This is a genomic window from Natronorubrum tibetense GA33 (assembly GCF_000383975.1).
Classification (GTDB): Archaea; Halobacteriota; Halobacteria; order Halobacteriales; family Natrialbaceae; genus Natronorubrum; species Natronorubrum tibetense.
Genome location: NZ_KB913017.1, coordinates 2,469,275 through 2,494,397, shown reverse-complemented (window position 1 = coordinate 2,494,397; position 25,123 = coordinate 2,469,275). Strand labels below are relative to the sequence as shown.

General features: G+C 63.9%; 17 protein-coding genes and 1 pseudogene. 7 read left to right on the top strand and 11 right to left on the bottom strand.

Going from position 1 to position 25,123, the window contains the following annotated elements:
• The first annotated feature begins 65 nt into the window (after positions 1 to 65).
• Positions 66 to 665: a peroxidase-related enzyme gene (locus tag NATTI_RS0112945; RefSeq protein ID WP_006089888.1), complete on the top strand. Its 600-nt coding sequence runs from the start codon at positions 66 to 68 to the stop codon at positions 663 to 665.
• A 40-nt stretch (positions 666 to 705) separates the two neighbouring features.
• Here the strand turns inward: NATTI_RS0112945 and gltB are convergent, their stop codons facing one another.
• Together gltB and proS are read right to left on the bottom strand one after the other, a co-directional pair.
• Entirely contained in the window at positions 706 to 5,307 is a 4,602-nt protein-coding gene (gltB, locus tag NATTI_RS0112940; protein ID WP_081603652.1) for a glutamate synthase large subunit, read from the bottom strand.
• Between the two features lie 444 nt (positions 5,308 to 5,751).
• Complete coding sequence (gene proS, locus NATTI_RS0112935) at positions 5,752 to 7,233, bottom strand: proline--tRNA ligase (RefSeq protein WP_006089886.1); 1,482 nt, start codon at positions 7,231 to 7,233, stop codon at positions 5,752 to 5,754.
• Positions 7,234 to 7,593: 360 nt separating this feature from the next.
• Between proS and NATTI_RS0112930 the strand changes: the two genes are divergently transcribed.
• Both NATTI_RS0112930 and NATTI_RS0112925 read left to right on the top strand, forming a co-directional pair.
• On the top strand, positions 7,594 to 9,333 hold the full coding sequence (locus tag NATTI_RS0112930) for an alpha-amylase family glycosyl hydrolase (RefSeq protein WP_006089885.1): 1,740 nt from the start codon (positions 7,594 to 7,596) through the stop codon (positions 9,331 to 9,333).
• A gap of 114 nt (positions 9,334 to 9,447) precedes the next feature.
• Positions 9,448 to 10,419, top strand: a complete 972-nt coding sequence (locus tag NATTI_RS0112925; protein WP_006089884.1) for a quinone oxidoreductase family protein — start codon at positions 9,448 to 9,450, stop codon at positions 10,417 to 10,419.
• Positions 10,420 to 10,463: 44 nt separating this feature from the next.
• On the opposite strand, the gene NATTI_RS0112920 is transcribed toward NATTI_RS0112925, so the two are convergent.
• The 3 genes from NATTI_RS0112920 to NATTI_RS0112910 all read right to left on the bottom strand — a co-directional run bounded on the left by NATTI_RS0112920 (position 10,464) and on the right by NATTI_RS0112910 (position 12,543).
• A complete protein-coding gene (locus NATTI_RS0112920; protein WP_020657241.1) occupies positions 10,464 to 11,024 on the bottom strand; it encodes a hypothetical protein in 561 nt (186 codons plus the stop codon).
• 176 nt (positions 11,025 to 11,200) lie between these two features.
• Positions 11,201 to 11,899: a polymer-forming cytoskeletal protein gene (locus NATTI_RS0112915; RefSeq protein WP_006089882.1), complete on the bottom strand. Its 699-nt coding sequence runs from the start codon at positions 11,897 to 11,899 to the stop codon at positions 11,201 to 11,203.
• 125 nt (positions 11,900 to 12,024) lie between these two features.
• Positions 12,025 to 12,543: an 8-oxo-dGTP diphosphatase gene (locus NATTI_RS0112910; protein WP_006089881.1), complete on the bottom strand. Its 519-nt coding sequence runs from the start codon at positions 12,541 to 12,543 to the stop codon at positions 12,025 to 12,027.
• Positions 12,544 to 12,636: 93 nt separating this feature from the next.
• Here NATTI_RS0112910 and NATTI_RS0112905 point away from each other — a divergent pair, with 93 nt between their 5' ends.
• Complete coding sequence (locus NATTI_RS0112905; RefSeq protein WP_006089880.1) at positions 12,637 to 13,056, top strand: EamA family transporter; 420 nt, start codon at positions 12,637 to 12,639, stop codon at positions 13,054 to 13,056.
• Positions 13,056 to 13,475 (top strand): EamA family transporter, encoded by a 420-nt coding sequence (locus NATTI_RS0112900; RefSeq protein ID WP_006089879.1) that lies wholly within the window; start codon positions 13,056 to 13,058, stop codon positions 13,473 to 13,475. Before NATTI_RS0112905 ends, NATTI_RS0112900 begins: the two co-directional genes overlap by 1 nt.
• A gap of 18 nt (positions 13,476 to 13,493) precedes the next feature.
• Here the strand turns inward: NATTI_RS0112900 and NATTI_RS0112895 are convergent, their stop codons facing one another.
• From NATTI_RS0112895 to NATTI_RS0112885, 3 genes are read right to left on the bottom strand one after another with little or no spacing between them, the layout of a single operon-like run.
• The gene (locus tag NATTI_RS0112895) at positions 13,494 to 17,255 is read right to left on the bottom strand and encodes a UvrD-helicase domain-containing protein (RefSeq protein ID WP_006089878.1); all 3,762 of its coding nucleotides are present in this window, start codon (positions 17,253 to 17,255) and stop codon (positions 13,494 to 13,496) included.
• The gene (locus NATTI_RS0112890; RefSeq protein WP_006089877.1) at positions 17,248 to 18,360 is read right to left on the bottom strand and encodes a PD-(D/E)XK nuclease family protein; all 1,113 of its coding nucleotides are present in this window, start codon (positions 18,358 to 18,360) and stop codon (positions 17,248 to 17,250) included. Before NATTI_RS0112890 ends, NATTI_RS0112895 begins: the two co-directional genes overlap by 8 nt.
• Positions 18,353 to 20,665: a hypothetical protein gene (locus NATTI_RS0112885; RefSeq protein WP_006089876.1), complete on the bottom strand. Its 2,313-nt coding sequence runs from the start codon at positions 20,663 to 20,665 to the stop codon at positions 18,353 to 18,355. Before NATTI_RS0112885 ends, NATTI_RS0112890 begins: the two co-directional genes overlap by 8 nt.
• Positions 20,666 to 20,946: 281 nt before the next feature.
• Here NATTI_RS0112885 and NATTI_RS0112880 point away from each other — a divergent pair, with 281 nt between their 5' ends.
• Positions 20,947 to 21,351, top strand: coding sequence for a CBS domain-containing protein (locus tag NATTI_RS0112880; RefSeq protein WP_006089875.1), 405 nt, complete (start codon positions 20,947 to 20,949; stop codon positions 21,349 to 21,351).
• 153 nt (positions 21,352 to 21,504) lie between these two features.
• Here NATTI_RS0112880 and NATTI_RS0112875 read toward each other — a convergent pair whose 3' ends face one another.
• The 3 genes and pseudogenes from NATTI_RS0112875 to NATTI_RS0112865 form a co-directional block, all read right to left on the bottom strand.
• On the bottom strand, positions 21,505 to 21,879 hold the full coding sequence (locus tag NATTI_RS0112875) for a hypothetical protein (protein ID WP_006089874.1): 375 nt from the start codon (positions 21,877 to 21,879) through the stop codon (positions 21,505 to 21,507).
• A 220-nt stretch (positions 21,880 to 22,099) separates the two neighbouring features.
• Positions 22,100 to 22,519 (bottom strand): hypothetical protein, encoded by a 420-nt coding sequence (locus tag NATTI_RS0112870; RefSeq protein ID WP_006089873.1) that lies wholly within the window; start codon positions 22,517 to 22,519, stop codon positions 22,100 to 22,102.
• Positions 22,520 to 22,719: 200 nt separating this feature from the next.
• Positions 22,720 to 24,271, bottom strand: a pseudogene (locus NATTI_RS0112865) (aldehyde dehydrogenase family protein).
• Positions 24,272 to 24,384: 113 nt separating this feature from the next.
• Here NATTI_RS0112865 and NATTI_RS0112860 point away from each other — a divergent pair.
• Complete coding sequence (locus tag NATTI_RS0112860) at positions 24,385 to 25,119, top strand: helix-turn-helix domain-containing protein (protein WP_006089871.1); 735 nt, start codon at positions 24,385 to 24,387, stop codon at positions 25,117 to 25,119.
• Positions 25,120 to 25,123: the final 4 nt, after the last annotated feature.

The following is a 25,123-nucleotide window of genomic DNA, read 5'->3' as shown; positions in this document are numbered from 1 at the left end:
CGGTCCGTCGTCGGTCGACGACCCACCCACCACGAGTTATGACCCACCGTCGTGAAGGAGTAGCTATGACCGAACACGAGACTGCCGACGGTCCGACATTGAACGACGACGCGATGGGTCGATTCCCCGTCCCCGACCTCGAGGACCTCCCCGAGGACCTCCGCGAACGCATCGTCGAGGAGACCGAACAGGCGGGGTTCACGCCGAACGTCTTCGCGGCGATGGCGTACAGACCCTCTCACTTCCGGGCCTTCTTCGACTACCACGACGCGCTGGTCGAGGACACCGCCCTCGAGCGAGAGGAGATCGAGATGATCGTCGTCGCCGTCTCCGGCGTCAACCACTGCTACTACTGCAACGTCGCCCACGGGGCGCTCGTCCGGATCTACGCCGACGACCCCCAACTGGCCGACCAACTCGTGGCGAACTATCGGACCGCGGATATCGGCGACGCCCACCGGACGATGCTCGACGTCGCCGTGAAACTCACCGAACGGCCGACCGAGGTCGAACGGAGCGATCTCGAGGCCCTCCGCGAAGCCGGCTTCAGCGAGGAGGCGCTCTGGGACATCGCCTCCGTCACGGCCTTCTACAACCTGAGCAACCGACTCGCGATGTTCGCCGAGATGCGACCGAACGACGAGTTCCACACGTTGGGTCGGTGAGCGCCGGCCGCAAAACAGTCGAAATCGCGCGTCGCCCCGATCAGTCGTCGCTCGCCGCGAAGGTGGCCGAATCGGCTTCGACGGCCGCCTCGGGCGTGCCCGGCAGTTCGCTGCGGACGTCGTCCGATCCCTGCTCGGTGATCGCCTCGTAGTAGGCCTCGGGCATGACCTTCACGAAGGCCTCGAGCGCGCGTTCCCAGTTCTCGAGTAAGAGTTCGCCCCGCTCGGAGCCGGTGTAGGCGACGTGGTTCTCGACCAGTCGGCGCAGCATCTCCTCGTCTTTCTCCTCGAGTTCGTCGTGCAGCGACACCATTCCGGTGTTGGCCTTCGCCGCGAACTCGTCGTCGGGGTCGTAGACGTAGGCGACGCCGCCGGACATCCCGGCCGCGAAGTTCTTGCCCGTCTCGCCGAGGACGGCGACGACGCCGCCGGTCATGTACTCACAACCGTGGTCGCCGACGCCCTCGACGACGGCCTTGGCACCGGAGTTGCGGACGGCGAAGCGCTCGCCGGCGACGCCGTTGACGTAGAGTTGGCCGTCAGTCGCGCCGTAGAGCGCGACGTTGCCGATCGAGATGTTCTCGGTCGGGTCGTAGGTCGCCGTCTCCGGGGTACGGATCGTGATCTTCCCGCCCGAGAGCCCCTTGCCGACGTAGTCGTTGGCACTGCCATCGAGATGCATCGAGACGCCGCTCGCGAGGAACGCACCGAAACTCTGTCCGGCAGTTCCCTCGAGGTCGGCCGTAATGGTATCCTCGGGGAGACCGGGCTCGCCGTAGCGGCTGGTGATGCGGTTCGAGAGCATCGCACCGACGGTGCGATCGACGTTCGAGACGTCGGCCGCGAGCGTGACCGGTTCCTGGTCCTCGATGGCGTCGGCCGCGGCCTCGATTAAGTCGCGGTCGAGCTGGTCCTCGAGTTCGTGATCCTGCTCGCGGATCTTGCGGCGGACATCGCTACCGGGGTCCGCGATGACGTCCGAGAGGTCGACGTTGCGAGCCTTCGGGTGGTCGACGTCGGTTCGTTGCTCCAAAACATCGACCTGTCCGATCATCTCGTCGATCGTTTCGAAGCCGAGTTCGGCCATGATCTCGCGCAGTTCCTGAGCGATGAACGTCATGTAGTTGATGACGTGTTCGGGTTCGCCGGGGAACCGCTTGCGCAGGTCCTCGCGCTGGGTGGCGACGCCGACCGGACAGGTGTTCTTGTGACACTGCCGGGCCATCACGCAGCCGCCGGTGACGAGCGAGGCGGTGCCGAAGATGTACTCCTCGGCGCCGAGTAAGGCGGCGACGGCGACGTCGCGGCCCGTTTTCATGCCGCCGTCGGCGGAGACGCGGATACGGTCTCGCAGGCCGGTTTGACAGAGCATCTGGTTGGCTTCGGCGAGGCCGAGCTCCCAGGGGAGTCCGGCGCTCTTGATCGAGGTCCGCGGCGAGGCACCCGTGCCGCCGGAGTGACCCGAAATGTGGACCACGTCAGCGTTGGCCTTCGCGACGCCGGCGGCGACCGTGCCGATACCGGCTTCGGAGACGAGTTTGACGTTGATGTCTGCCTCCTCGTTGGCCGCCTTCAGGTCGAAGATCAGCTGTTTGAGGTCCTCGATGGAGTAGATGTCGTGCAGCGGCGGCGGGGAGATGAGGCCCACACCGGGAGTCGACTTTCGGACGTGGGCGATCATCTCGTTGACCTTCTCGCCGGGCAGGTGGCCGCCTTCGCCGGGCTTGGAGCCCTGTGCCATCTTGATCTGTAGTTCGTCGGCGGAAGAGAGGTACGTCGAGGTGACGCCGAAACGACCCGACGCGACCTGTTTGACGTTACACTCGCGTTCGGTGTCGAACCGTTCCGGCGGTTCGCCACCCTCGCCCGAGTTACTCTTGGCGCCGATACGGTTCATCGCGATCGAGTTGTTCTCGTGGGCCTCCGGCGACAGGCTGCCCAGCGACATCGCGGCCGTCGAGAACCGCTGGACGATGTCCTTGATCGGCTCGACGTCCTCGATCGGCACCGGATCGCGGTCCGAATCGAACTCGAGTAGCCCCCGAAGCGTCTGGAGGTTCTGCTGTTGGTCGTTGATCAACTCGGCGAACTCCTGGTAGCGCTCGTAATCGTTCGATCGGACGGACTGCTGGAGCGCGCCGACGGTTTGTGGATTCCACTGGTGGTAGATCCCGTCCGAGCGGTGTTCGAACTCGCCCTGCCGGTCGAGTGTGGACTCCTCCTCGCCGAACGCCGACTCGTGGCGCTCGCGAACGTCCGCTTCGATTTCAGCGAGACTGATCCCTTCGGTGCGGTTCTCGGTTCCTTCGAAGTACTCCGCGACGAGGTCCGAGTCGAGACCGACGGCCTCGAAGATCTGGGCGCCCTGGTAGCTCTCGACGGTCGAGATCCCCATCTTGGCCATGATCTTCAGCAGGCCGTCCTCGACCGCGCCGACGTAGGCGTCGATGGCGACCTCGGTGTCAGCGCCGTCCGGACCGGCGGTGAGGTCCTCGATCGTCTGGTAGGCGAGATACGGGTTGACCGCGCCGGCACCGTAGCCGACCAGCGTCGCGAAGTGGTGGACGGTGCGCGGATCCGCAGATTCGACGACGAGCCCGACGTGGTTGCGCAGCCCGTTGCGCACGAGGTGGTGGTGGACGCCACCGGTCGCGAGCAGGCTCGGAATCGCCGTGCGATCCGCGTCGACGCCGCGATCCGAGAGGACGAGCACGTCGTGACCCGCCTCGATGGCTTCGACGGCGTCCTCCCGGACGCGTTCGATCGCCGCCTCGAGGTCGCTACCGGCTTCGTCGCTCGTCGCCTCGTAGGTGATGTCGATCGTGGCGGTTGTGATCCCGTTCGCATCACAGTCGCGGACGGACTCGAGTTCGGCATCGGTAAGGATCGGCGAGTCCAGCACGAGCTGGCGGGCGTGCTCAGGGGACTCGGTGAGCAGGTTGCGCTGGTAGCCGAGTCGGCTCTCCATCGAGGTCACCAGCTCCTCGCGGATGTAGTCCAGCGGCGGGTTGGTGACCTGTGCGAACAGCTGCTTGAAGTAGGAGAACAGCGGGCGGTTGAACTCGGTGAGGACGGACAACGGCGTGTCGTCGCCCATCGAGCCGACGGGGTCTTTCCCCTTCTGGGTCATCGGCTCGATCATGTTCTCGAGTTCGTCGTGCGTGTAGCCGAAGGCGGCCTGCTGGTTGCGTAGGCCGTCGACGGGCTGGCGCGGCGAACTGTCGCCGGCGGTGCGGATGTCGTCGAGGGAGACCTGCTCGGCCTCGACCCACTCGCCGTAGCGGTCGTCGGTGAGGTCCTCGAAGACTTCGTCGTCGGGAATGACGCGGCCCTCGTTCGGATCGGCGAGGAACAGCTGGCCGGGCTGGAGTCGGCCGCGCTCTTCGATCTCGTCGGGTGCGGGCTCGAGTGCGCCGGACTCGCTGGCCACGATCAGCCGGTTATCCTTGGTGACGTCGTATCGGCAGGGACGCAGGCCGTTGCGGTCGAGGACGGCGCCGACGCGTTCGCCGTCGGTCGCCGCAACGAGTGCGGGGCCGTCCCACGGCTCGACGAGCGAGGCGTGGAAGTCGTACCAGTCCTTGCGGTCCTGGCCCATCGCGTCGTCGCCGCGCCAGGCCTCGGGAACGAGCATCCGGAGGGCGTGCTCGAGATCGCGTCCGTCCTGCATGAGCAGTTCGAGCGCGTTGTCGACGCTCGCAGTGTCGGACTGGTCAGGATCGTCGATGATCGGCTTGACCGCCTCGAGATCGGAGAGTACCTCGCTCTCGATGTCCGTCTCGCGGGCGCGCATCCAATTGATGTTGCCCTGAATGGTGTTGAACTCGCCGTTGTGGATGATGTTTCGGTACGGATGGGCGAGATGCCAGGCACCGAGCGTGTTCGTCGAGAACCGCTCGTGGACCATCGCGAAGGTGGACTCGATGCGTTCGTCGGTCAGATCCTCGTAGTAAGACGGAACCTGCACCCCCTTGAGCAGGCCCTTGTAGACGATCGTGTCAGAGTCAAGCGAGCAGACGTAGAAGCGCTCCGCGCCGTCGATGTCAGCGTCTTCGACGGCATCTCCGTGAGCATCGCGATCGGAGGTTCGTTGAGCGCGTTGCTCAACGGCGTTTTCGAGGGCCCGTCGGGCGACGTAGAGCCGTCGGTCGAACGTCTCGTCGTCGATTTCCTCGGTGGGCGTGACGACAACCTGCCAGACGTCGGGTTCGGAGTCGACGGCCGTCGCGCCGAGATCCTCGTTGTTCGTCGGCACGTCGCGCCACTCGAGGACCTCGAGGTCGTACGTTTCGAGGACGTCTTCGAGTATCGAGACGAGTTCCGTACGCGCCGTCTCCGCCTGCGGGAAAAAGAGCGACCCGACGGCGTATGTGTCCGGGAGATCGGCCTCGAGAACGCTATCGAAAAACGAATCGGGCGTCTGTAACATGATGCCCGCACCGTCGCCGGTGTTTTTCTCCGCGCCGGTGGTTCCCCGATGCTCGAGGTTTTTGAGAAGTTCCAATCCGTCAGCGACGACATCGTGTCCCCCATCCCCATCGAGGTCCATGACGACGCCGACGCCGCAGTTCGACCGTTCGTCCGTGGGGTCTGCAAGCCCCCGCGAACGCTCGGTGGATGACGCTCTCTGTGGCTGTGGCATACACACTCGTAGCAAAAACTGCTATAAGAGGTTGTCCCATAATGACTAAGTGTATTATATACACATATAGTCGGATATAAGGTCAATAAAGACTCATATCCGTAGCAGCCGCTTACTGTGTGTCCCGATCCAGAGTAGCGTCGCTGCCGACCGTTCATCCCGAATGGCGTCGGTGCTGTCGAGTTATGGGAAACAAATAACTGCCCGACCAGGGCAGAAGTGTCAGAGGCACGTAGTGCTCACCCACCAGAGTGAACACCACATCTGTTCTATTTCCCCCCAGCCCTAAGCAGTATTGGGTTAAAGAGTTAGGTTTGTGTATGTCAACCGTACACAAACCCCGGCCGAGTTCGGACGTCGAAACTCGAAAATGGCGGCGAGTTACGGCGGGTCAGACTGGGACCCGACGAAATCGAGGGCGTTCCCCCGTGAGGGGCGCGTCGTTCAGTACGATTTTGCGAAGTACGCGATCTCATCTGCGGGTTCGCCGCAGACGCCACACTCGTCATGCTCGGGTTCGGGAACCTCGGCGGCCGTCGTCCCGCCCTCGTCCTCTAACGGCTGCATGACGATCTCGGCTGCGATCTTCTCCTTGATGGCCTCCTCGCAGGCCTCGTCGCCGCACCACGACGTCTTCACGTAGCCACCGTGTTTGCCGATCGTGCCGAGGATCTCTTCGGGACTGTAGGCTTCGCGTACGTTCTCCTCGAGGTTCTCCTCGGCCGCGTCGTACAACTTGTCGAAGATGTCGTCCAGATGCTCGTCGACGGCATCGACGATCTCGTCGCGATCCTCGACTGCCTCTTCGTTGTCCGGGCGGTGGACGAGCGTAACCTCCTCGTCTTCGACCTCGTAGGGGCCGATCTCGAGCCTGAGGGGGACCCCGTTGAGTTCGTGTTCGTTGAACTTGAAGCCGGGATTGCGCTCGTCACGGTCGTCGAGTTCGACGCGGAAGCCGGCGTCTTCGAGCTCTTCGGCGATGTTTTCGGAGTACTCGAGGACGTCCTCCTTCGTGTCCTCTTGCCAGATGGGGACGATCGCTACCTGTGTGGGGGCGACCGTCGGCGGGAGCACGAGTCCCTGATCATCGGAGTGAGTCATGATCAAGGCCCCGATCGCCCGCCACGAGAGCCCCCAGGAGGTCGTGTAGGCGGTTCGATCCTCCTCGTCCTCGCCGGAGAAGGTGATGTCGAACGCCTCCGCGAAGCTCTGGCCTAAGTTGTGGCTCGTCGCGCCCTGGACGGACTTGCCATCGGGCATCAGCGCCTCGACGGTCGTCGTCGTGTCCGCGCCGGGGAACTTGTCGTGTTCGGGCTTCTTGCCGCGGAGGACCGGAATCGCCAGCACGTCCTCGTAGACGCGCTCGTACTGGCTCAATCGGGTCCAGACCTCCTCCCAGGCTCCCGCGTCGTCCGCGTGGGCCGTGTGGCCCTCCTGCCACATGAACTCCTTCGTCCGGAAGAACGGCTTCGTCTCCGTCGCTTCCCACCGGACGACGGAACACCACTGGTTGAGCCGCAGCGGCAGGTCGCGATGGCTGCGGGTCCAGTCGGCCATGAAGGGCGCGATGATCGACTCGCTGGTTGGCCGGACGGCGAGTCGCTCCTCGAGTTCCTCGTGGCCGCCGTGGGTTACCCACGCGACCTCGGGGTCGAAGCCTTCGACGATGTCCTTCTCGCGCTCTAAGAAGCTCTCGGGGATGAACATCGGGAAGTAGACGTTATCGACGCCGGTCTCTTTGAACCAGCCGTCGAGGGCGTCTTGGATGGCCTCCCACAGCGCGTAGCCGCGCGGCTTCGTGACGATAAAGCCGCCCATCGGGGCGTAGTCCGCGAGATTGGCCTTCTGGACGACTTCGGCGTACCACTCGCCGGGTTTGTGCGATTTCGACTCGGTGATCCCGAGTTCCTGGCTCTCGTCGCTCATACATCGACTCACTGCCACCGCACGCTTAAACGATACGAAGGTGCGGTGGCCGACCCCGCGACGTTCGGTTGCGAATCTGGCCGTCGATCGATGTCTCGAGACCGAGCGTATCGCAAACGGTGAACAGTACGGATTTGGCGACGGCTTCCTCCCGCCCACGGTCCGGGTTACCGTCCCCAGCAACGAGCCCCCAGCCCCAAGCCTCGTATTCAGTGGCGCTCCCGCTCGTCGCCAGCCATCGGCTGCGGGAATTCACCAGTCGTTATTCTGTACGGCTATTGTTCACCAATAGTATCCCGTTTCGAATGTGGGGTAAAAGTATTATGTTTCATTACAACACACATTATATCGCTGGCTACGATGGGAGACAACCACACACGGGGTGAGGATACCCATGCGGACGGTATCGAACGGCGAACGCTGTTGAAGACCAGCGCAGCCCTCGGGACGCTGGCGATCACCGGCGCGTCGCTGGGAGCAGTCCACGCGAACTCGCTGCCGGATCAGCCGGTGGCCGAGGACGGAACGGTCGCCTACCAGTACTTCCACGCGGAATGGACCGACATCGAAGCCGACGTCCCCCGCCTCGAGGAAGTCGGCGTCGATGGGATCTGGATCCAGCAGCCGGCACGGGGAAAACTCGACTGGGACGACCTCTCGTACGACGGCGAGTACGGCTTCTACGACGAAACGTCGCCGTTCGGCTTCCGCGACCCGCACCCGCCGGTCGGCTACCAGCCCGTCGACCTGACGGATCTCGACTCGACGCTCGGGACTGAAAGCGAACTCGAGTCGCTGATCGAGACCTGCCACGACCACGGCATCGAGGTCATCGTCGATGTCGTGGTGAACCACATGGCAGCCGCGGACGGTCCCGACGGCCACGTCGAGTTACCGCAGTTCGACCGCGACGAACACTTCCACGACAACGGCACGCTGAGCGAGGACTGCCAACTGGACGGCGAGGCCGCGGAGTACGAGTGTGATCTCCTCGGATTACCGTCGTTCGACGTCGAACTCTCGTACGTCCAGGATGTCCATCGGGACTATCTCCAGCGGATCGCCGACCTGGGTGCCGACGGGCTCCGGTACGACGCTGCTGGTCACGTCTGGCCGTGGTACTTCGAGTCCGAGATCAACGCGCTCGCGGACGACCTCGACCTCTGGCGCGTCGGCGAAGTTTGGGATTACGATATCGGTCGCCTGCTCGAGTTCGCCGACACCGGAATGACCGTCTTCGACTTCCCGCTGTACGACGCCATCGTCGACGCCTTCGAAGGCGGCAGCATGGAGGGGCTCTCTCAGGACGCGGCCAACGGCGTCGCACACCACGATCCGAACGCCGCGGTCACCTTCGCACAGAACCACGATACCGTCGGTCCGGGTGTCGAGGCGGACGAACCCGAGGGCCGGGCGGTCGAACTCGCGGAAGCGTTCATCCTCGCGTACGCGGGGATGCCGATGGTGTACCGTTCCGGACCCGAGGACCGGACCGAACTCGACGACGAGGCCTTTCGAGACCTCGTCGCCGTCTCGCAGGAGTTCGCACACGGCGACGTGATCGACCGCCACGTCGATTACGACACCTACATTTTCGAACGCGACGGCAATCTGCTGGCCGGTATCAACAAAGGCGATTCGGCGGCAGCACACACCGTTGAAACCCCTTGGAGCGGCGAGACCCTCGTCGACGAGACCGGCAGCGGTGAAGCCGTCACCGCCGACGGCAGTGGACAGGTCACGATCGAGATTCCGGCCGACGGCTGGGTTATGTACGTTCCCGGAGAAAACGACGAAGATGACGATGAAAACGAAGACAACGGCGAGTCCGACGAGATTACGTTGCAGATGACGGTCGACGTCGGTCACGGCGACTCCGTCTACTTCACCGGCAGTACCGACGAACTCACGAACTGGGGCGGCGGCGTCGAAGGGACCTGGACGGAGGGCAACGTCTGGGAACTCACCGTCGACGATCCCGGCGAGTTCGAGTGGAAGACTCGTCGCGGGCCAAGCGACGAAACCGGCGACGTCTGGGAGCACGGAGCAAATCACGACGAGACCGACCTCCACCCCACCCACCAGGGCTGGGACGAGTAGCCGAATCCGTCGGAACCGGTATCGGCCGTCCCCATCGGATTGCCCGCCGACAACGGCCGACCAGTTCTTCCACGTTCTCTGACCTTTAAGCGACTGGGTTACAAATGGAAGCGTATGCGAGTCATCGAGGTAACAGAGTACGGCGACAGCGATCAGCTCGAGGCCACCGACGCCGATCTCCCGGAACCGGGCGCCGGCGAGGTCCGTATCGAGGTCGAGGCGGCCGGGATCAACTTCGCGGACATCATGCAACGCCGCGGGGTCTATCCGGGCGGCCCCGACGCGGGCTACGTCCCCGGCATGGAAGCCGCAGGAACGATCGACGCAACCGGCGAGGGCGTCGGCTTAGACGAGGGCGACCGCGTCGTCGCGATGCTCAACACCGGCGGCTACGCCGAGTACGCCGTCGCGAACGCCCAGATGCTCTTTCCCATTCCGGAGGGGATGAGCTTCGAGGAAGCCGCCGGCTTCCCCGTCCAGTTTCTCACCGCCCACAGCTGTCTGTTCGAGTGGGGCGGCCTCGAGGAAGACGAGACGGTCCTGATCCAGGCCGCCGCGGGCGGGGTCGGCACGGCTGCGGTTCAGCTCGCCGCTAACCACGGCGCAGAGGTGTTCGGCACCGCGAGCACGCAGGAAAAGCTCGACCTCGCCGAGGAACTGGGCTGTGACCACCCGATCAACTACACGGAAACGGACTTCCGCGAAACCGTCGACGAGGAAACCGACGGTGAGGGCGTCGATCTCGTCCTCGAGAGCGTCGGCGACGACGTCTTCGAGCGCAGCCTCGACGCGATGAAACACTTCGGCCGGATGGTCACCTACGGCGTCGCCAGCGGCGTCCCCGGCGAAATCGAGAACCGACGGCTCCTCTTCGAGAACAAGACGATCAAAGGGTTCCACCTCGGGCAGGCTTCCTATCACGATCCGAGCACGGTGATGAAGGCCGTCCCCGAACTCACCGAGGGACTGACGAGCGGTGACCTCGAGGTTATTTTAGGCAAATCGTTCGCGCTCGAGGACGCTGCCGAGGCTCACCAGTACATCGAGGATCGCAAGAGTTCCGGGAAAATCGTTCTGAAGCCCTGATCGCGGACCGACTCGAGTGACGCCGATCGGTAACCGGTCGGTTCCTAATCGTCTTCGTCGTTGTCGTCCTCGTCGTCTTCGTCTTCATCGTCCTCGTCGTCTTCGTCATCATCTTCATCGCCTTCGTCATTGTCGTCCTCGTCGTCATCGCCTTCATCGTCCTCGTCGTCTTCGTCATCATCTTCATCGTCCTCGTCGTCTTCGTCATCATCTTCATCGTCCTCGTCGTCTTCGTCATCATCTTCATCGCCTTCGTCATTGTTGTCCTCGTCGTCATCGTCCCTGTCGTCTTCGCCATTTCCGTCGTCATCATCCGCGTCCCCGTTATCGTCGCTATCGTCTCCATCATCGTCTTCACCGTCGTCGGTATCGTCATCGTCGCTCTCCTCAGTTTCACTATCGTCGTCACCGTCTCCGGCGTCCTCGTCGTCGCCATTCTCGTCGGCGCTGACGTTTTCCGTGTCGTCGCCGAACATCTCTTCCTCTTCGTCGCCACTGTCCTCACCGGGGTCCTCGTCGAACGTTTCGTCCAGACACCCCGCGAGTGTGCCGACGGTTCCACCTACCGCTGCGAGGATCAACCGACGACGAGTCGTATCGGTCATGCTCTCCCGCCGGGCTACCACGAAGGGTTAAAAGAGTATTCGTGCTGTACTCAGGCGAATGACTCTCCCGCTGCGTGGAAACAATGGTCCGCTACGGACGTACCCACCCCGTTTTGTGTGTTTGCTAACCCCTCTCGAACGGTGTTTCCGACGGCCAATCGAGGAGACCGCTCGACTTACTCGTCGTCATCACTGCCGAAGCTGAACCATCCCAACCCGTCATCATCGTCGTCATCGCCGCTATCGTCGTCGTCACCGATTTCGACGTCGTCACCTTCCTCGACCGACTCGCCACTCACGTCGCCGTCGACTTCGGTGCCGTTCCCGAGATATACCTCTCCGCCGGCGTCGACCGAGCCGTCGATCTCCACGTCCGTACGGGTCGTCACCGATCCGCCCGCCGTCACGTCACCGTCGACTTCGCTTTCGTCGCCGAGAACGACGGCGCCGTCGGTATCGATCGTGCCATCGATCTCGACGTCTTCGGCAGTCCTCACGTCACCGCCTGCAGTAATGTCGCCGTCGACCTCACTATCGTCACCGAGATCGACGGTACCGCCGGTGTCGATCGTGCCATCGATCTCGGCGTCCTCTTCGAGAACCACGCCGGCGGCTTCGACCGAACCGTCGACCTCGACATCGGCGAGGACCTCGACCGTCCCCTCGACCGAGATGTCGCCGTCGGTATCTTCCGCCACTGTGATGTCGCCGTCCCCGACGCCGTCGTCGTCCGATTCGTCCGAGAATATGTCTTCCGCAGTGTCGGTCTCGGCGTCGGAACCGCCGTCGGCCGACAGATCCTGACACCCCGCAAGTGCGCCGACAATTCCGGTACCCACAGCGACGAGCGTCCGCCGACGAGTCATATCGGTCATCGTGTCGACCCGGGCTACCACGAAGGGGTAAAAGAGTAATCGTCCTGTACTGGGCGGAGCGAATCAGCCGATCGTCGATGTTGTACGCGCTCTATCCGATCATCTGTGACGAATTATCTGTCACCTCACGTGTCCGTCGTCTCGAGGTGCTCGTTCCACTCGAGGTCGTGGCCCACGAACTCGGCTTCGTCCAGCGGCTGGCCGCCCTCGAAGCGGAACTCGCCGACGACCGTCTCCCCCTCGAGGACGCCGGGTAACCAGAACTGGTCGTCCTCCCACATCTGATCGTAGGGCACGTCGTCGACGGGGACCCACTCCGGCCGGGCTTCCTCGGTCGTGGTCGGCTCACCCGAAAACGAACGCGTCCGATAAACGTGACAGAACGTGTGTCTCTCGCCGTCGAGGAGGAAGGTCAGTTCGCCCGCCTTCTCGAGGGTCTCGGGATCGATCTCGAGCCCCACCTCCTCGCGAGTCTCTCGAACTGCACATTCGCGAGGCGTTTCGCCGTCCTCGAGTTTCCCGCCGGGACCGTTGTACCAGCCGTCGCCGAGTCCGCGTCGTTTTTCGATGAGGAGTACCTCCTCCGTGGGGTCGCTCTCGGTACCGCGCGTGCGCCTCGGAAAACACAATGTCGCTTCGATCATACGAATTCGTTCGGCCGACGGAAAATAAAGTGTCAGTATCGATTGGCGACGTTCTCGTGGCGTTTAAGCCCGTACCGCCAGTACCGTCGTAGTATGGAGTATCTGTTGTGGGTGCTGATAGCGCTTCTCGCCTACTCGTTCGTCGCACCCCTCACGAGCGTTATCATGCAAGACGTCCCGGCGACGCCCGGGCTGTTTCTCTCGACATGCGTCTTTCTCCTGATCGGGGGCAGCGTGATGGTCCTGACCGGAACCGCCGATCCCGCTCACGCGGTGGCGGTCGAAGCCGGCTACGTCTACGTCGCCGGCGCCTTTCTGACGGTCGGTATTCTGGCCTACACGGCCGCCCTCGAGAACGGCCCGGTAAGCGTCGTCGTCCCGGTATTCGGGATGTTCATCGTCGGAAGTTCGGTGCTCGGAATCCTCTTTCTCGGCGAAGCGATGTCGGCGACCCGGGCAGCCGGTATCGTCTGTGCTGTGATCGCGATCGTCTGCAGCGCGGGTGATCGGTAATGAGCCGACGGTATCTGCTGCTCTCGTTCGTCGCGTTCGTCGCGTACAGCCTGGTCGCGCCGCTGTTGAAGGTCGCGATGGAGACGATTCCGAGTACGACGGCAGTCTTCATGTCGAACACGATTATGCTCGTCCTCCTCGGTGGTCTGCTGGTCCATCAGGGGCAGTCCCCCCGGGAGTATCTCTCGCATCCGAAACTGCCACATATCGTCGTCTGGGGCGTGTTGCTCGCCGTCGGTCTGTTGGCGTACTACCGAGCGCTCGCCCTCGGTCCCGTCAGTGTCGTCGTCCCGCTCTACGGGCTATTCATCGCAGTCAGTTCGGTCATCGGCGTTCTCGTACTCGAGGAGTCGCTAACGTTCAGAAAACTGTCGGGGATCGGCTTTGCCGTACTCGCGGTGGTTCTGATGTCCCTCTGACGTGCCTGACGACGCCGTTCAATCATCGGCAGCAGGATCGCTCCCTGACATATCCAACGTATCAGCCGTGTCCGCTTCGGGTCCACAGCCCAGCGACCGATGCGGACAGTACCGACAGTGTTCGCCGGGCGTCGTCTCGTCGAAGGACGGATCGTCGACCGCCTCGAGCGTCTCGCGTACTGACGACCAGGCGGGGAGTTCCGCTGGTGTGACGAGGTCGACGCGGGGACCATCGACCGCGCCGACGTAGACGTAGCCGACGGCAGCAACCGATTCGTCGAACAGGCGCTCGCAGGCGCGAGCGTACAGCGCCAACTGCGTCGCCTCGCCGGGATCGATCCGATCGGCCGTCGCCTTGTAATCGAGAATCACGACATCGCCCTCGGGCGTCCGCCGAACGGAGTCGACGAAGCCGACGACCTCGCCGTCTACCCCGGAGACATCCTCGAGTGCGAACGGGAGCTCCGCGGCGAGCTGTTCCCAGTCGGCAACTCGTTCGTCGAACGCGGGTGCGGTGGCCTCGAAGTAGCGATCGACACAGGCGAGGACGGCCTCGCGGTGCTCGAGCAGATCTCGGGCCGTCAGCTGCCGAACGGCCGCCTCGCGCCACTCCTCGCGGCTTCGATAGTCGCGGTAGAAGGCCTCTTCGGCGACGTCGTGGAAGACTGTGCCGACGGTCCTCGATCCCGTCCTGTGGTCACCCTCGTTCCCCTCGTCCGTCGACGCCACGGACGAACCGTTCGCATCGTCGACCGCCCGCACGACGTGATCGAGGTAGTGTTTCCGCGCGCAGGTCTCGTGGGTCTCCATTGCCGTGTAACTGTGACGCAACGCGGCCGGCACCTCGGTCGCGTTCGAGAGCGTCTCGACGGGGAATCGGACGGTGTCAGTCGAAAGCGCCGACGGCCGACGGCCGCTCGGAACCCGCCGTGTCGATCCCTCTACAGAGCCGGCAGTCGCGGATCCGCCGTGGCTCGCCGCGTCGGCCGCCGGCAACAGCGTCCCGCTGCGCAACTGCCGCCCCAGGCGGTGCACCGTCTCGATCGCCTCTCGTGTCTCGAGCGGTTCGACGAATCGATCCTCGTAGCCGGCGTAGTAGGTGATCGTTCCCGGGCTACTGCCGGCAGAGCGACCGATCTCGGCCGTCCGGTCGACGACGGTTTTGGGATAGGTCTCCCGTACACGCCGGAAGCTCTCGATCAGCGATGTCCAGAGAGTCATTCGCTGGCCGGCAACGGACCACTCGATCTCGGTCGACAAACACGACTCGGCGGTCGACACGCCGAGTTCGGTCTCGTCGCCGTCGTACTCGTACTCGGCGCCGAAAATGAACAGGTGATTTTCGGCGCGCGTGAGCGCGACGTGGAGCACGCGCCACTCCTCGCCGACCGTCTCGGCTGCGAGATCCGCGAGCAGCGGCGAGTCAACGTCGTCGTCGAGCGTCGCCGCAAGCAGTCGGTAGCGCGCGCGTTCAGCGTAATCGCGATCGACGCACCACTCCTCGTCGGAGAGGTACGGGACGAGGACGGTGTCGAACTCGAGGCCCTTGGCCTGATGGACGGTCATCACGTCGACCGAGTCCGACGACTGGGTGCCGCGGGTCCGTTCGCTCCCGCTCCCGCGGAGGGTCCCCTCGAGCGCATCGACGAACGCCGGGGTCAGCGTCTGGACAACCGAATCGGCGGTGTAGGCCTCGACGAACCGCTCTATGCGCTGGAACTCCTCGCGCTCGTCGGTCGTGAGGAACCACTCGAGGCGAGTCACCTCGCGGAACCGGCGAACGAAGCCCGAAAGCGGGTAGACGTCGCGCAGCGTCTCCAGTTCGATGAACTGGTCGCGCACTCGTTCGAGACGATCAGGATGGTCGAGTTCGGCCTGCTCGCAGTCCAGAACCGCGTCGTACAGCGAACCGTCCCGCTGTTGAAGCGTTGCCAGATCGCTCTCGGTGAACCGGTACCGGTAGAGCAGCACGCGCCGAAGGTGCGCATCGGCCGTCGGATCGACGAGCACGCGAAAGTACGAGAGGAGCGTCTGCATGCCCGGCGATATTTCGCCCCGCGGCGAACCCGAAATCTCGTAGGGGATCTGTCGGTTGCGGAGTTCGTCGGCCACCGCCTGCGCGTGACGGTTCGTCCGGACGATGACCGCGATATCCTCGAGCGAGCGTTTGGGGACGTTCTCGGCTTCGTCGTTCAACAGCCGCGAGACGGTCGTCGCGACCTGTTCGGCAGTTGATCGGTCGATCTCGTCGCTCTCGACTTTGACGACGCGGTCCGAGAGCCGTTCCGCGTCGCCGTCTCCGTTCTCGTCCGTGGTGTCGTCTCCGTTCTCGTTTTCCCCGTCCGCCCCGCTTCCGTACTCTCCCGACGCTCTCCCGACTTCGCGGAGCGTCTTCGACGACTGTGGCCCGTAGTCGCAGTGGTTGGTGAGATCCAGAATCTCCTGGCGCGAGCGGAAGTTGAGTTCGAGTTCGATCGCCTCGTGCTCGTCGTAGGCGTCGGCGAGCCCGTCGAGTCCCTCCCGATCGGTACCTCGCCAGCCGTAGATCGCCTGATCCTTGTCGCCGATGGCGAGCAGGTCGGGCCGGTCGGGACCGTCGGTGAGTTCGGTGATCAGCGCGAACTGCGTCTCGTCGGTGTCCTGAAACTCGTCGCAATAAACCTGCGTCCACTGGTCCGTGATCTCGGTCGCGATATCGTCGTCCGTCAGTAGCTCGGTCGCCGTCCGAACCAGTTCGTCGAAGTCCAGCGTCCGCTCCTCCTCGAGATGCTCGTGGTAGTCGGCGTAGACCGCGGTGTAGTGGCGCGCGAGGCGCATGAACTCGACGTAGTGTTTCAGGCGACCGAACGGGCTCTGCTCGATCCGACTCGTCGCGGTGCGCCAGATCTCGTTGCCGAACAGCGCTCGGGGTAGCTGTTTGGTCGTCGGCTCCTCGAGCGACAGCACGTCGATCGTGTTCGTCACACACTGCTGGAGCACCCGGAGGTAGCGGTCGACGTCACGGACGACGTCTTCGTCGCGGAACTCCGCCGGGGCTTCCGCGATCTTCTCGCGACAGTAGGTGATGAGCTTCCCGTAGCCGACCAGCGACTGGCGCGACGCCTCGAGGTGGTCGTCCGCGTTGAAGTAGCGCAGCGCCTCGTTGTCGAAAGAGAGCTCGTCGCCGGCGGTCCGCTCGAGCCAGAGGACGAACTCGTTACAGAGCTCGAGGGTTCGTACCGCCGGAAGCTGCGCTTCCAGCTGCTCGGGCGTGATATCCTCCTGGCTCATGGCCTGGATGAATCGATCGACGCCGGCGGCGAGATCGTCCGGCGAGCCCTGTCCGACGGTTGCGAAATCGTAGTCGTTGGTCGCGAGCAGTCGACCGACGATCCGGCGTCGCTTGCGCTCGGTGACGACGTCGAACTCCGGCGAATAGCCGAGGTAGTAGGCGTACTCCCGGACCAGCCGATAACAGAACGAGTGGTAGGTGTAGACGTCGATCGCCGCGGCGGCTTCGGGATCGAGTCGATCGGCGACCGCGTCCCGAATGCTACCCGCGGCCTCGTTCGCGAACGTCAGGACGAGCACGTCCTCGGGATCGGCGTCGCCGCGTTCGATCGCACGCTCGATCCGCATGAGCATCGTCGTCGTCTTTCCAGTTCCTGCCCCGGCGTCGACGGAGGTACAGGCCGCGTCGCTGTCGATGACGGCCGGCTGGTTCCCCTGGGGCTCGAGCGAGTCGCTCTCGGAATTACCGTCGTCCGTGTCGACATTCCGGTCTCGATTCGGATTATCCATCGAACCGCACCTCCTCGGCGATGTAGTCCCGACAGCAGACCGTGTAGCCACAGTCCGGACAGGCGTCGTTCGAGATGTCGTCCCAGCGATCGGTCGGATCGAACGCACCACCCGCGATCTCGCTCACGACATCTGCGAGTCGGTCGTCGACCGTTCGGTTTCGGTGTTTGTGGGTCATTCCGTAGGTGTGGTGATCGATGTAGCCGTCAGTCAGATCCTTGGTCTCGAGGCTCGTCTCGACCGTCTCGCGAACCCAGTTGATATCGGTCTGCGAGCGATCGGCGAGGGGGATCTGGACGTACCGACAGGTTCGATCCTCGAGTCCTAACTGCTGACAGCGGGTTCGAAGTCCGTCGATGACGACGGCCGTCTCGAAGAGCGAGGCGACGAACGACGGATCGAAGACGTCCGCGTCCGGATCGAAGTGGTCGGTAAACCGTTCGGCGATCCCTCGATCCCAGTCGGACCGATATCGGAGGAGCCCGAGCGACCTGAGGGTCGAGACGAACTGGACGCCGACGATCGACCGGCCGTCGGCGTAGACGTAGTCAACGCTGGCGTCGATCGTGACCGATTCGACGTCGATTTCGGTTCCCGAGTCCGCGCTCGTTTCCGCGGCCGCTCTCGCTCCCGTCTCGAATTCCGGCAGCGAAACCGTACTCGAGAGCGGGAGATCCGGACCGATCAGTTCGCCGTCGGTCGACTCGGCCGCCAGCCGTTCGATCCCCGCTGCGTGGTCGACGCCGACGGTCTCGACGTACGCCTCGAGCGTCGCCTCGAGCACCCGTCGTTCGTGTCGCCGTTGCGTCCTCGAGTGGAAGCGCTCGTCGTGGTCGGCCCACAGCACCTCGAGTCGCTCCCGTGCGGCATCGGCGAGCGCTTCGCGGCCCGTCTCGCCGCGTCGCAGCGCGTCGCAGATCGCCGTTCGCAGGAGGGTGATTCGGTCGTCGATCGTCGTCTCGTCGTCGCTTCCCTCAAGCCCGTCGACGTGAGCGAACTCGTACCGCCGGGGACAGTGGAGATAGGTTTCGAGACCGTCCACGTCGAGGCTGGCAGTTCCGAACTCCTCAATCCTCGAGTCCGGGCCGACTTGCTCCTCAGTCATCGCGGACCACCTCCCCCGCGGCGAACTCGAACTGCGAACGGACGGCTTCGGCCAGTTCCGTGTCGATATCGCCGTCCTCGAGCACGACCGCGATCTCCTCGAATAGCTCCTCGGTTGCGCCGAGGTCGGCCTCCCCGCCGGTGCTCGCTTCTCGGAGGATTCGCTCGAGTTCGCCGTGAGGCTGGGCGAGCAGCGCCTCGAGCGCGTTCGTCTCGCCGTGGATCGCCGCCGCAGTGTCGGTTTCGACGTTCGACAGATCGAGTCCGTCGGTCGCGTCGATCAGCTGCAGATAGCGTGACTCGTCGTACGTCCGTCGCAGGCCGCCGGAGCCGCGTTCGTACGAACAACAGTAGAGGTGGGTTCGTGCGGCACGGGTGCCCAGGGCGAGCCGTCGCCGGGATCGCTGGGCGTGATACGTTTTGAACGGGTCCCCGACGGAATCGTCGCCGGGATCGCCATCGACAGTGGCGAACGTCCGCGTAACGTCGCTTACGGACGGATCGGTGACCGCGGGATAGCTGTCCATTCCGCGCAGCCACGCCGTCGGGAACAGTTGTGTGAGAAACTGCTCGCCGGGATAGTTCTCGTCGAGCAGGTCGAGTAGGAAGACGGTCTCCCAGGAATCGTACTTGCAGTCGTCGACGGCACAGACCGTGACGCCGCCAGTCGGCGGTTGGGCCTCAACCGCGTGGACGTACGGCGCGTCGTACTGGATGGTTCGCCGGAGCATCCGCCGCAGTCCCTGCCAGTCCGGGCCGACGAGGTCCGTCTCCTCGACGAACCGGGCGATCTCGAGCACTCGACGGACGCTCGCGTACTGCTCGCGGGCGTCGACCCACGCCTCCTCGCGGGCGATACGCCCCTTCAGGTCCGTCAGCCGGATCCAGCGCTCGAGCGACCGGGCGACGCTCGAGTCGGTACACGACGCGAGCAATTCGGGCGTCACGTCGTCGACGCGGGCGCGAAGTCGCTCGAGCGAGACGTCCCGCGGTTCCGCCGTCGCTGTCCCCTCTCGACCGCGAACGGCGTGATCGGTGACGGCGTCGACGAGTTCGGCGTCGATTCTGTCGGGGTCGCGTTCGCGTTCGCACTGGAGAGTCACGAACGCGTAGAGTTCGTGGACGACCGGGTCTTCGGCGAGCGAAGGAGTGCCGATCGTCGCCGTCGGAATCCCGGCCTCGCGGAGCTGTCGTCTGGTTTCGGGGACGCGTTCGATCCGCGGGACGGCGACGGCGAACGCGTCGAAGCGCCAGTCGTGGCGATCCCGAAGCGCCTGAATCTCGCTCGCGACGGCACCGACCTGATCGCGGGCGGTTCGGGTCCGAATGCGTCGGGCCCGTCCGCGCTCCGCTGGTCCGACTCGGTTTCCGGTCCCGGTCGACTGTTGTCCGCCGGTTTTTGCCGGTTCCAGCGGCGCTCCCGTCGCTAACAGCCGCGTAATCGCGTGGTGTGGTGGTGTCGTACGGCGGTCTTCGTCGGGCCGCTCGAGCCGCGAATCGACGACTTTCACGTCGAGTCCGTCCCCGACGAGGTCCTCGATACGGCCCGGTTCGACGCGCGTGCGTTCGACGCTGGCGTGGCGCTCCCCGAAACAGACCAGTTCCGCGTCTCGGGTGAGCGCCGCGAGGTAGCGTCGATCGAGTCGGCGGTACTCCTCGAACTCGACGGCGAGGACGGCGTCGATCGAGTCCGTTATGCGCGTTCGGAGGCCGTCCACATCCGACTCGAGCAGTTCGACGGTCCGCGGGATCACCTCGGCTCGTTCGACGTACCCCCGCGACTCGAGTTCCGCGTGGAACCGATCGTTCATCGCGTAGAGGAAAGCGAGACAGTCGTGTGGGTCGTCGTCTGCAACGTCCTCGAGTCGCAACTGCTGGCGCGTCGCCTCGAGCAGGAGTTGCCCGACGTCGCGGGCGAAACTCTCGTGGTTTGCCGCCCGCTCGAGGTAGTCCGGAACGTCGCGGCTGGCACCGTCGATCACCAGCGAGATGAGTTCGATACGCTCCTCGTATTCGAGTCGATCCAGCGTCGGATCGAACGCCTCGAGCACCTTCGAGGCGTGCTCCGGGAGGGACTCGACGCGCGGCGACCGGGGCGAGCCGTCCGTCACGTCGATGTCGGCGAGGGCCTCGGTGAGTGAGTCGAGACCGGCAGGGTGGCGTTTCAGAACCAGTACGTTCCGGGGACCGTACTCGTCGGCGAGGGTGGCGTACTCCGCCGCAACGCGGTCGAATAGCTCGTCGCTGGGTACAGGTTGGGGGAGCAGTTTGCAGGTCCCGTCGAGACCTGATGGAGGGGACGCCATCGGATGATACGTCACGGAGTATGGCCGGGTTGGTATTTAAATGTGAGGCGAAGTGCAAAGCTGGTCGTTGGTTGCGGCGCTGGACGGGGTCGAGAGGACGCCCATACGGGCCACTCGGAACCGATAGTAGCCACTGGAAGTCAGTGCACGCCAGATCGCACGACGGCTATGCGATCGGTGTGTGAACAGCTCCAGTGGCTACGATAGCCACGTTGTCTCCCCAGCTGGACGGTGATATCCGCTTCGGCAATTCTTATAGTGTATAAAGAATACACAGGCGTATGGAGGATATTTTCGTCGCGCGGGTCATGTCCACGTCGCTCGAGACGGTCCGCGCTGACACGCTCGTCGAGGAGGCAGCACAACAGATGCTCGCAAACGAGATCGGCTCGGTCATCGTCGTCAACGAGGACAACCAACTCGAGGGGATCCTGACGAGCACGGACTTCGTCCAGATCGTCGCCGAACGCAAGCCGAAAGATCAGACGCCGGTCTCGACGTACATGAGCCGAAACGTCACCACGGCGACGGCACAGGAGACCATCCGCGACGCCGCGGATCTAATGGTCGAACACGGCTTCCACCACCTCCCCGTCGTCGACGAGGACGAGGGCGTTATCGGCATCGTCACGACGTCCGATCTGGCGGCATACCTTTCGCGCGAAGAGACGCCGAGCCCGGACTAGACACTCCAGCGGAGGCGAGTCCGGAGTAGACGAGTCGCAGCCGCCGATTTTCACCGACTACCGCTGCCGCCGACCAGCGGTGCACGTCTCGAGAAATCGATCGAGTCGGCCGTCGGTCCGGGCTGGCCATTGAACGGATCCCGACGAAACGGCTCAGCGATCGGCTTCCGGACCGTCCTCTTCGGTCATCCAGCGGACCGTCTCGTCGAGCTGTTCACACAGCGTACGCGCCTCCGACGGCGTCAGTTCGACGTCCGCGTGGCCCGTTCCGTGATCGCCCGCCATCGCGTCGATACTCAGAATTAGATGATGACCGTCGGCCGACTCGGGCCGGACCGAAACGTCGGCCCGATCCGGATAGTCCCGTGGCGGGCCGAGTTCGAGATCGGTTTCACCACGCGTGACGCCCACCTGAACCCGGTCCGCGTGCTCGAGATCGATCGAATCCGTCGGTTTCTCGTCGATCGGTGCCTGTTCGCGCTCTCGATCCGCGTCCTCGAGCCGATCGGTCGTGGTGTCGTCCGACATACTCGTCGGTTCAACCGCATTCGCCTTGGTTGTACTCCCGGACGGCTACCGCCTCGGTGAAAAGAGCCCGAAAAGCACGCAGACGGCTCGCTCGGTGGACTGCCCGATCGGCGTCAATCGTCGTCGAATCGAGCCGATACGCGGTGTAGTGACTCGAGCCCTCGTGGAGACAACTAAGACACCCTCCCCGTCTCGGAACAGTCCGTCTCTCGTCGCTCGCTCAGTCGACTGCGAACGTCTCCGCGTCGATTCGTGCCCCGCCGACCCAGCACTCGCGGGCGAACCACGCGAAGTAGCCCACCATCCCAACCGTGAGGACGGCTTCGATCGGGCCGAGCCCGGTGATGCCGTCGCCCGCGAGCAGGCTTCCAAGGCTGATCGCGCCCCAGCCGACGGCGATCATCGCGATGGCAACGGCGGCGACGCGCGGCCAGCCGACCGTTCTCGAGCCGATTCTAACGCGCTCCCGGCGCCCCGCGGCGAGCATCGTTGCGCCGACGAAAACGAGCCACGACACCACGCCGAGCATCGACGGGGTCGTCGGAACGCCGAGCGCGACAACGAGCGTTCCCGCCAGCAACAGGGTGACGAAGCCGCCACCGACGAGACCCTGTCGGACGACGGCCTTCTTCGAGTTCATAGGCGCGGCGTTCGGTACCCGTCGGGGTTAACCGTTCGGATCGCTTCGATGTGTCTTCGGGACGATCGTCTCTGTCGTGTCGGATTGCATTCACGACTAAAGTCGTGGGCATCCTCCTTGCATTTCTGTGAGTCTGCCGATCAGTCGTCGCCGTTACTCGAGCGAGACCGCAGCTCGGTCGCCCCGCGCGACCTCGCCGATCAGTCGTCGCTCGAGACCTCGATATCCGCCGACAACCCCTGTGCCATCTCGATATCCTTGGAGTTGTTGAGCGTCCAGGCAGTCCGCTCCGTGACGGCTTCGATAGCCTCGCGGGCGCTCGGGTAGCCGTTGCCGGACTTCTTGACACCGCCGAAGGGCAACTGGACCTCCGCGCCGATACACGGCAGGTTCGCGTACGCGAGTCCGAGTTCCGCGTGGTCTCGGAAGTGGTGGATCTGGCGATAGTCCTCGGAAATGATCGCGCCGGCGAGTCCGTACGGTGTATCGTTGTGGATCTCGACGGCGTCTTCGATATCACCCGAGTAACTCATGAGGGCCACGTGTGGCCCGAACACTTCCTCGTTGATACAGCGCAGGTCGCTGTCGTACTCGATCTCGTAGACGAACGGACCGACCCAGTTGCCTTCGTCGTGACCCTCGGGAATCTCCTCGGGGAATCTCCTCGGCGTCGAGCTCCGCGCGGTCGACGAGCACCTCGGCGCCCTCGTCACGAGCGAGTTGATTGGCGCGGTGGATCTTCTCGACGTGCTCAGGCTCGATCGCCGGCCCCATGAACGTCGACTCCTCGAGCGGGTCGCCGACGCTGATATCCTCCGCAACGGCGACGTATCGCTCCTTGAACTCGTCGTAGACGTCCTCGTGGACGATCAGACGCTCGCTGGAAACGCAGCGCTGGCCCGTCGTCTTGAAACTCGACATCACGGCGGAGTGGACGGCGATGTCCAGGTCCGCCTTCTCGGTGACGACGATGCCGTTCTTGCCACCCATCTCGCAGGCCGCGAGTTTTCCGGGCTGGCCGCCGACTTTCCCCGCAATTTCGTGGCCGACCTCCGCGGAGCCGGTAAAGAGGACAGTGTCGACCCGGTCGTCGTCGACGATGCTCGCGCCGGCGTCACCGAAGCCCTGTACCATGTTGAAGACGCCGTCGGGAATGCCGGCGTCGTCCATCATCTCGGCGATGATCTGTCCGCACCACGGCGTCTGTTCGGCGGGCTTCCAGACGACCGTATTCCCTTCCACGAGGGCGATGGCCATGTGCCAGAAGGGGATCGCGACGGGGAAGTTCCACGGCGTGATACAGCCGATGACGCCGCGGGGCTTGCGGCGCATCGAGGCGTCCTTGCTCCCGATTTCGCTCGGGACGACGTCGCCGTGGGGGTGGCGAGCGTTGCCCGCCGCCCACTCGACCATGTGGTAGGCTTCGACAACGTCCGCGCGGCCTTCGCTGATCTCCTTCCCGCACTCTTTCGTAACGATTTCGGCCAGTTCGTCGGTGCGCTCGCGCAGTTCGTGGTAGATGTCCCAGAGATACTCCGCGCGGTCGATGTAGGAGAGTTCGCGCCACTCGTCGGTCGCGTCTTCGGCGGCCTCGAGGGCGGCGTCGATGTCGGACTCGGTTCCCTGGTGGAACCGGGCGAGTTCCTCGCCCGTCGCCGGATTTTCGCTCGCGAAGGTCTCAGTGCCGTCGCCGTCGGTCCAGTCGCCGCCGATGTGGTGGCCGTACACCTGCTCTGTGGTTTGCTGACTCATGGATATCGATCAGTCGCCAGGTATAGAATAACGCGACCCGTCCATGGGAGGGTGGTGATTGGTGCAACGACGACTATTTGGTGTGATAGGCACAGACGATGGTAGAGAGCACAATGGGGGAGAGCCAGTCAGTACACGGCACTCGGGTGACACTCGAACTGTGGCATCCGAACTGCTGGGCGATTGAATCGACCGATCGAGTTGGCGGAGGCATTCTGGCACACGCGATTTACACGGCACCGACGACGGAAGGGGAATCAGTCAACGGACTGTTCACTGCCTTCGGACAGACGGTCGACGAAGTCGAAGGGTTGATCGAGGAAATACGCGAGTCGCCCCTAGCCGGCGAAGTACTCGAATTGCAGGAGCGGTTCGGACGACGGCAATCCTCGTCGGTTCCGGGCAACGTCGTTCGGGAGTTTTTCCTCGAGTACGATCCGCAGGACATGATCTGTCCGACGCTGCTCGAGCACGGATTCGTCCACAGCGCGCCGGTTCGAATCGAGAACGGACAGGAGTACTGGGAAGTCGGGTTCGCCGGCGAGCGAGAGGGCGTCCAGACAGAAATCGACCGCGTCTGTGAGGACGGCGACGCCGAGATCACCGTCGAGTCCATCACGAGTACCCCAACGGGCGAACCCGAGCGCAAGCACCGAATGGATACGCTCACCAGCACGCAGCGCGAAGTGTTCGAACTCGCACGTAACCAGGGCTATTACCAGTGGCCTCGCGGCGTCTCAACGCGGGAACTCGCGGCCGAACTCGATATCTCGAAGACGACATTGCTCGACCACCTTCGAAAAGCCGAATCGAAGCTGTTGGATCCCGATGACCTCGGGCGTAACTGAGTTA

What these genes read in the sequence shown, in the direction of transcription:
- NATTI_RS0112860 (WP_006089871.1), top strand. Translation starts at nt 24,385, where the DNA reads ATGGGGGAGAGCCAGTCAGTACACGGCACTCGGGTGACACTCGAACTG.
- NATTI_RS0112915 (WP_006089882.1), bottom strand. Translation starts at nt 11,899, where the DNA reads ATGACCGATATGACTCGTCGGCGGACGCTCGTCGCTGTGGGTACCGGA.
- NATTI_RS0112930 (WP_006089885.1), top strand. Translation starts at nt 7,594, where the DNA reads ATGGGAGACAACCACACACGGGGTGAGGATACCCATGCGGACGGTATC.
- NATTI_RS0112925 (WP_006089884.1), top strand. Translation starts at nt 9,448, where the DNA reads ATGCGAGTCATCGAGGTAACAGAGTACGGCGACAGCGATCAGCTCGAG.
- NATTI_RS0112870 (WP_006089873.1), bottom strand. Translation starts at nt 22,519, where the DNA reads ATGAACTCGAAGAAGGCCGTCGTCCGACAGGGTCTCGTCGGTGGCGGC.
- NATTI_RS0112885 (WP_006089876.1), bottom strand. Translation starts at nt 20,665, where the DNA reads ATGGCGTCCCCTCCATCAGGTCTCGACGGGACCTGCAAACTGCTCCCC.
- NATTI_RS0112875 (WP_006089874.1), bottom strand. Translation starts at nt 21,879, where the DNA reads ATGTCGGACGACACCACGACCGATCGGCTCGAGGACGCGGATCGAGAG.
- gltB (WP_081603652.1), bottom strand. Translation starts at nt 5,307, where the DNA reads ATGCCACAGCCACAGAGAGCGTCATCCACCGAGCGTTCGCGGGGGCTT.
- NATTI_RS0112890 (WP_006089877.1), bottom strand. Translation starts at nt 18,360, where the DNA reads ATGACTGAGGAGCAAGTCGGCCCGGACTCGAGGATTGAGGAGTTCGGA.
- NATTI_RS0112895 (WP_006089878.1), bottom strand. Translation starts at nt 17,255, where the DNA reads ATGGATAATCCGAATCGAGACCGGAATGTCGACACGGACGACGGTAAT.
- NATTI_RS0112900 (WP_006089879.1), top strand. Translation starts at nt 13,056, where the DNA reads ATGAGCCGACGGTATCTGCTGCTCTCGTTCGTCGCGTTCGTCGCGTAC.
- proS (WP_006089886.1), bottom strand. Translation starts at nt 7,233, where the DNA reads ATGAGCGACGAGAGCCAGGAACTCGGGATCACCGAGTCGAAATCGCAC.
- NATTI_RS0112920 (WP_020657241.1), bottom strand. Translation starts at nt 11,024, where the DNA reads ATGACCGATACGACTCGTCGTCGGTTGATCCTCGCAGCGGTAGGTGGA.
- NATTI_RS0112880 (WP_006089875.1), top strand. Translation starts at nt 20,947, where the DNA reads ATGGAGGATATTTTCGTCGCGCGGGTCATGTCCACGTCGCTCGAGACG.
- NATTI_RS0112905 (WP_006089880.1), top strand. Translation starts at nt 12,637, where the DNA reads ATGGAGTATCTGTTGTGGGTGCTGATAGCGCTTCTCGCCTACTCGTTC.
- NATTI_RS0112910 (WP_006089881.1), bottom strand. Translation starts at nt 12,543, where the DNA reads ATGATCGAAGCGACATTGTGTTTTCCGAGGCGCACGCGCGGTACCGAG.
- NATTI_RS0112945 (WP_006089888.1), top strand. Translation starts at nt 66, where the DNA reads ATGACCGAACACGAGACTGCCGACGGTCCGACATTGAACGACGACGCG.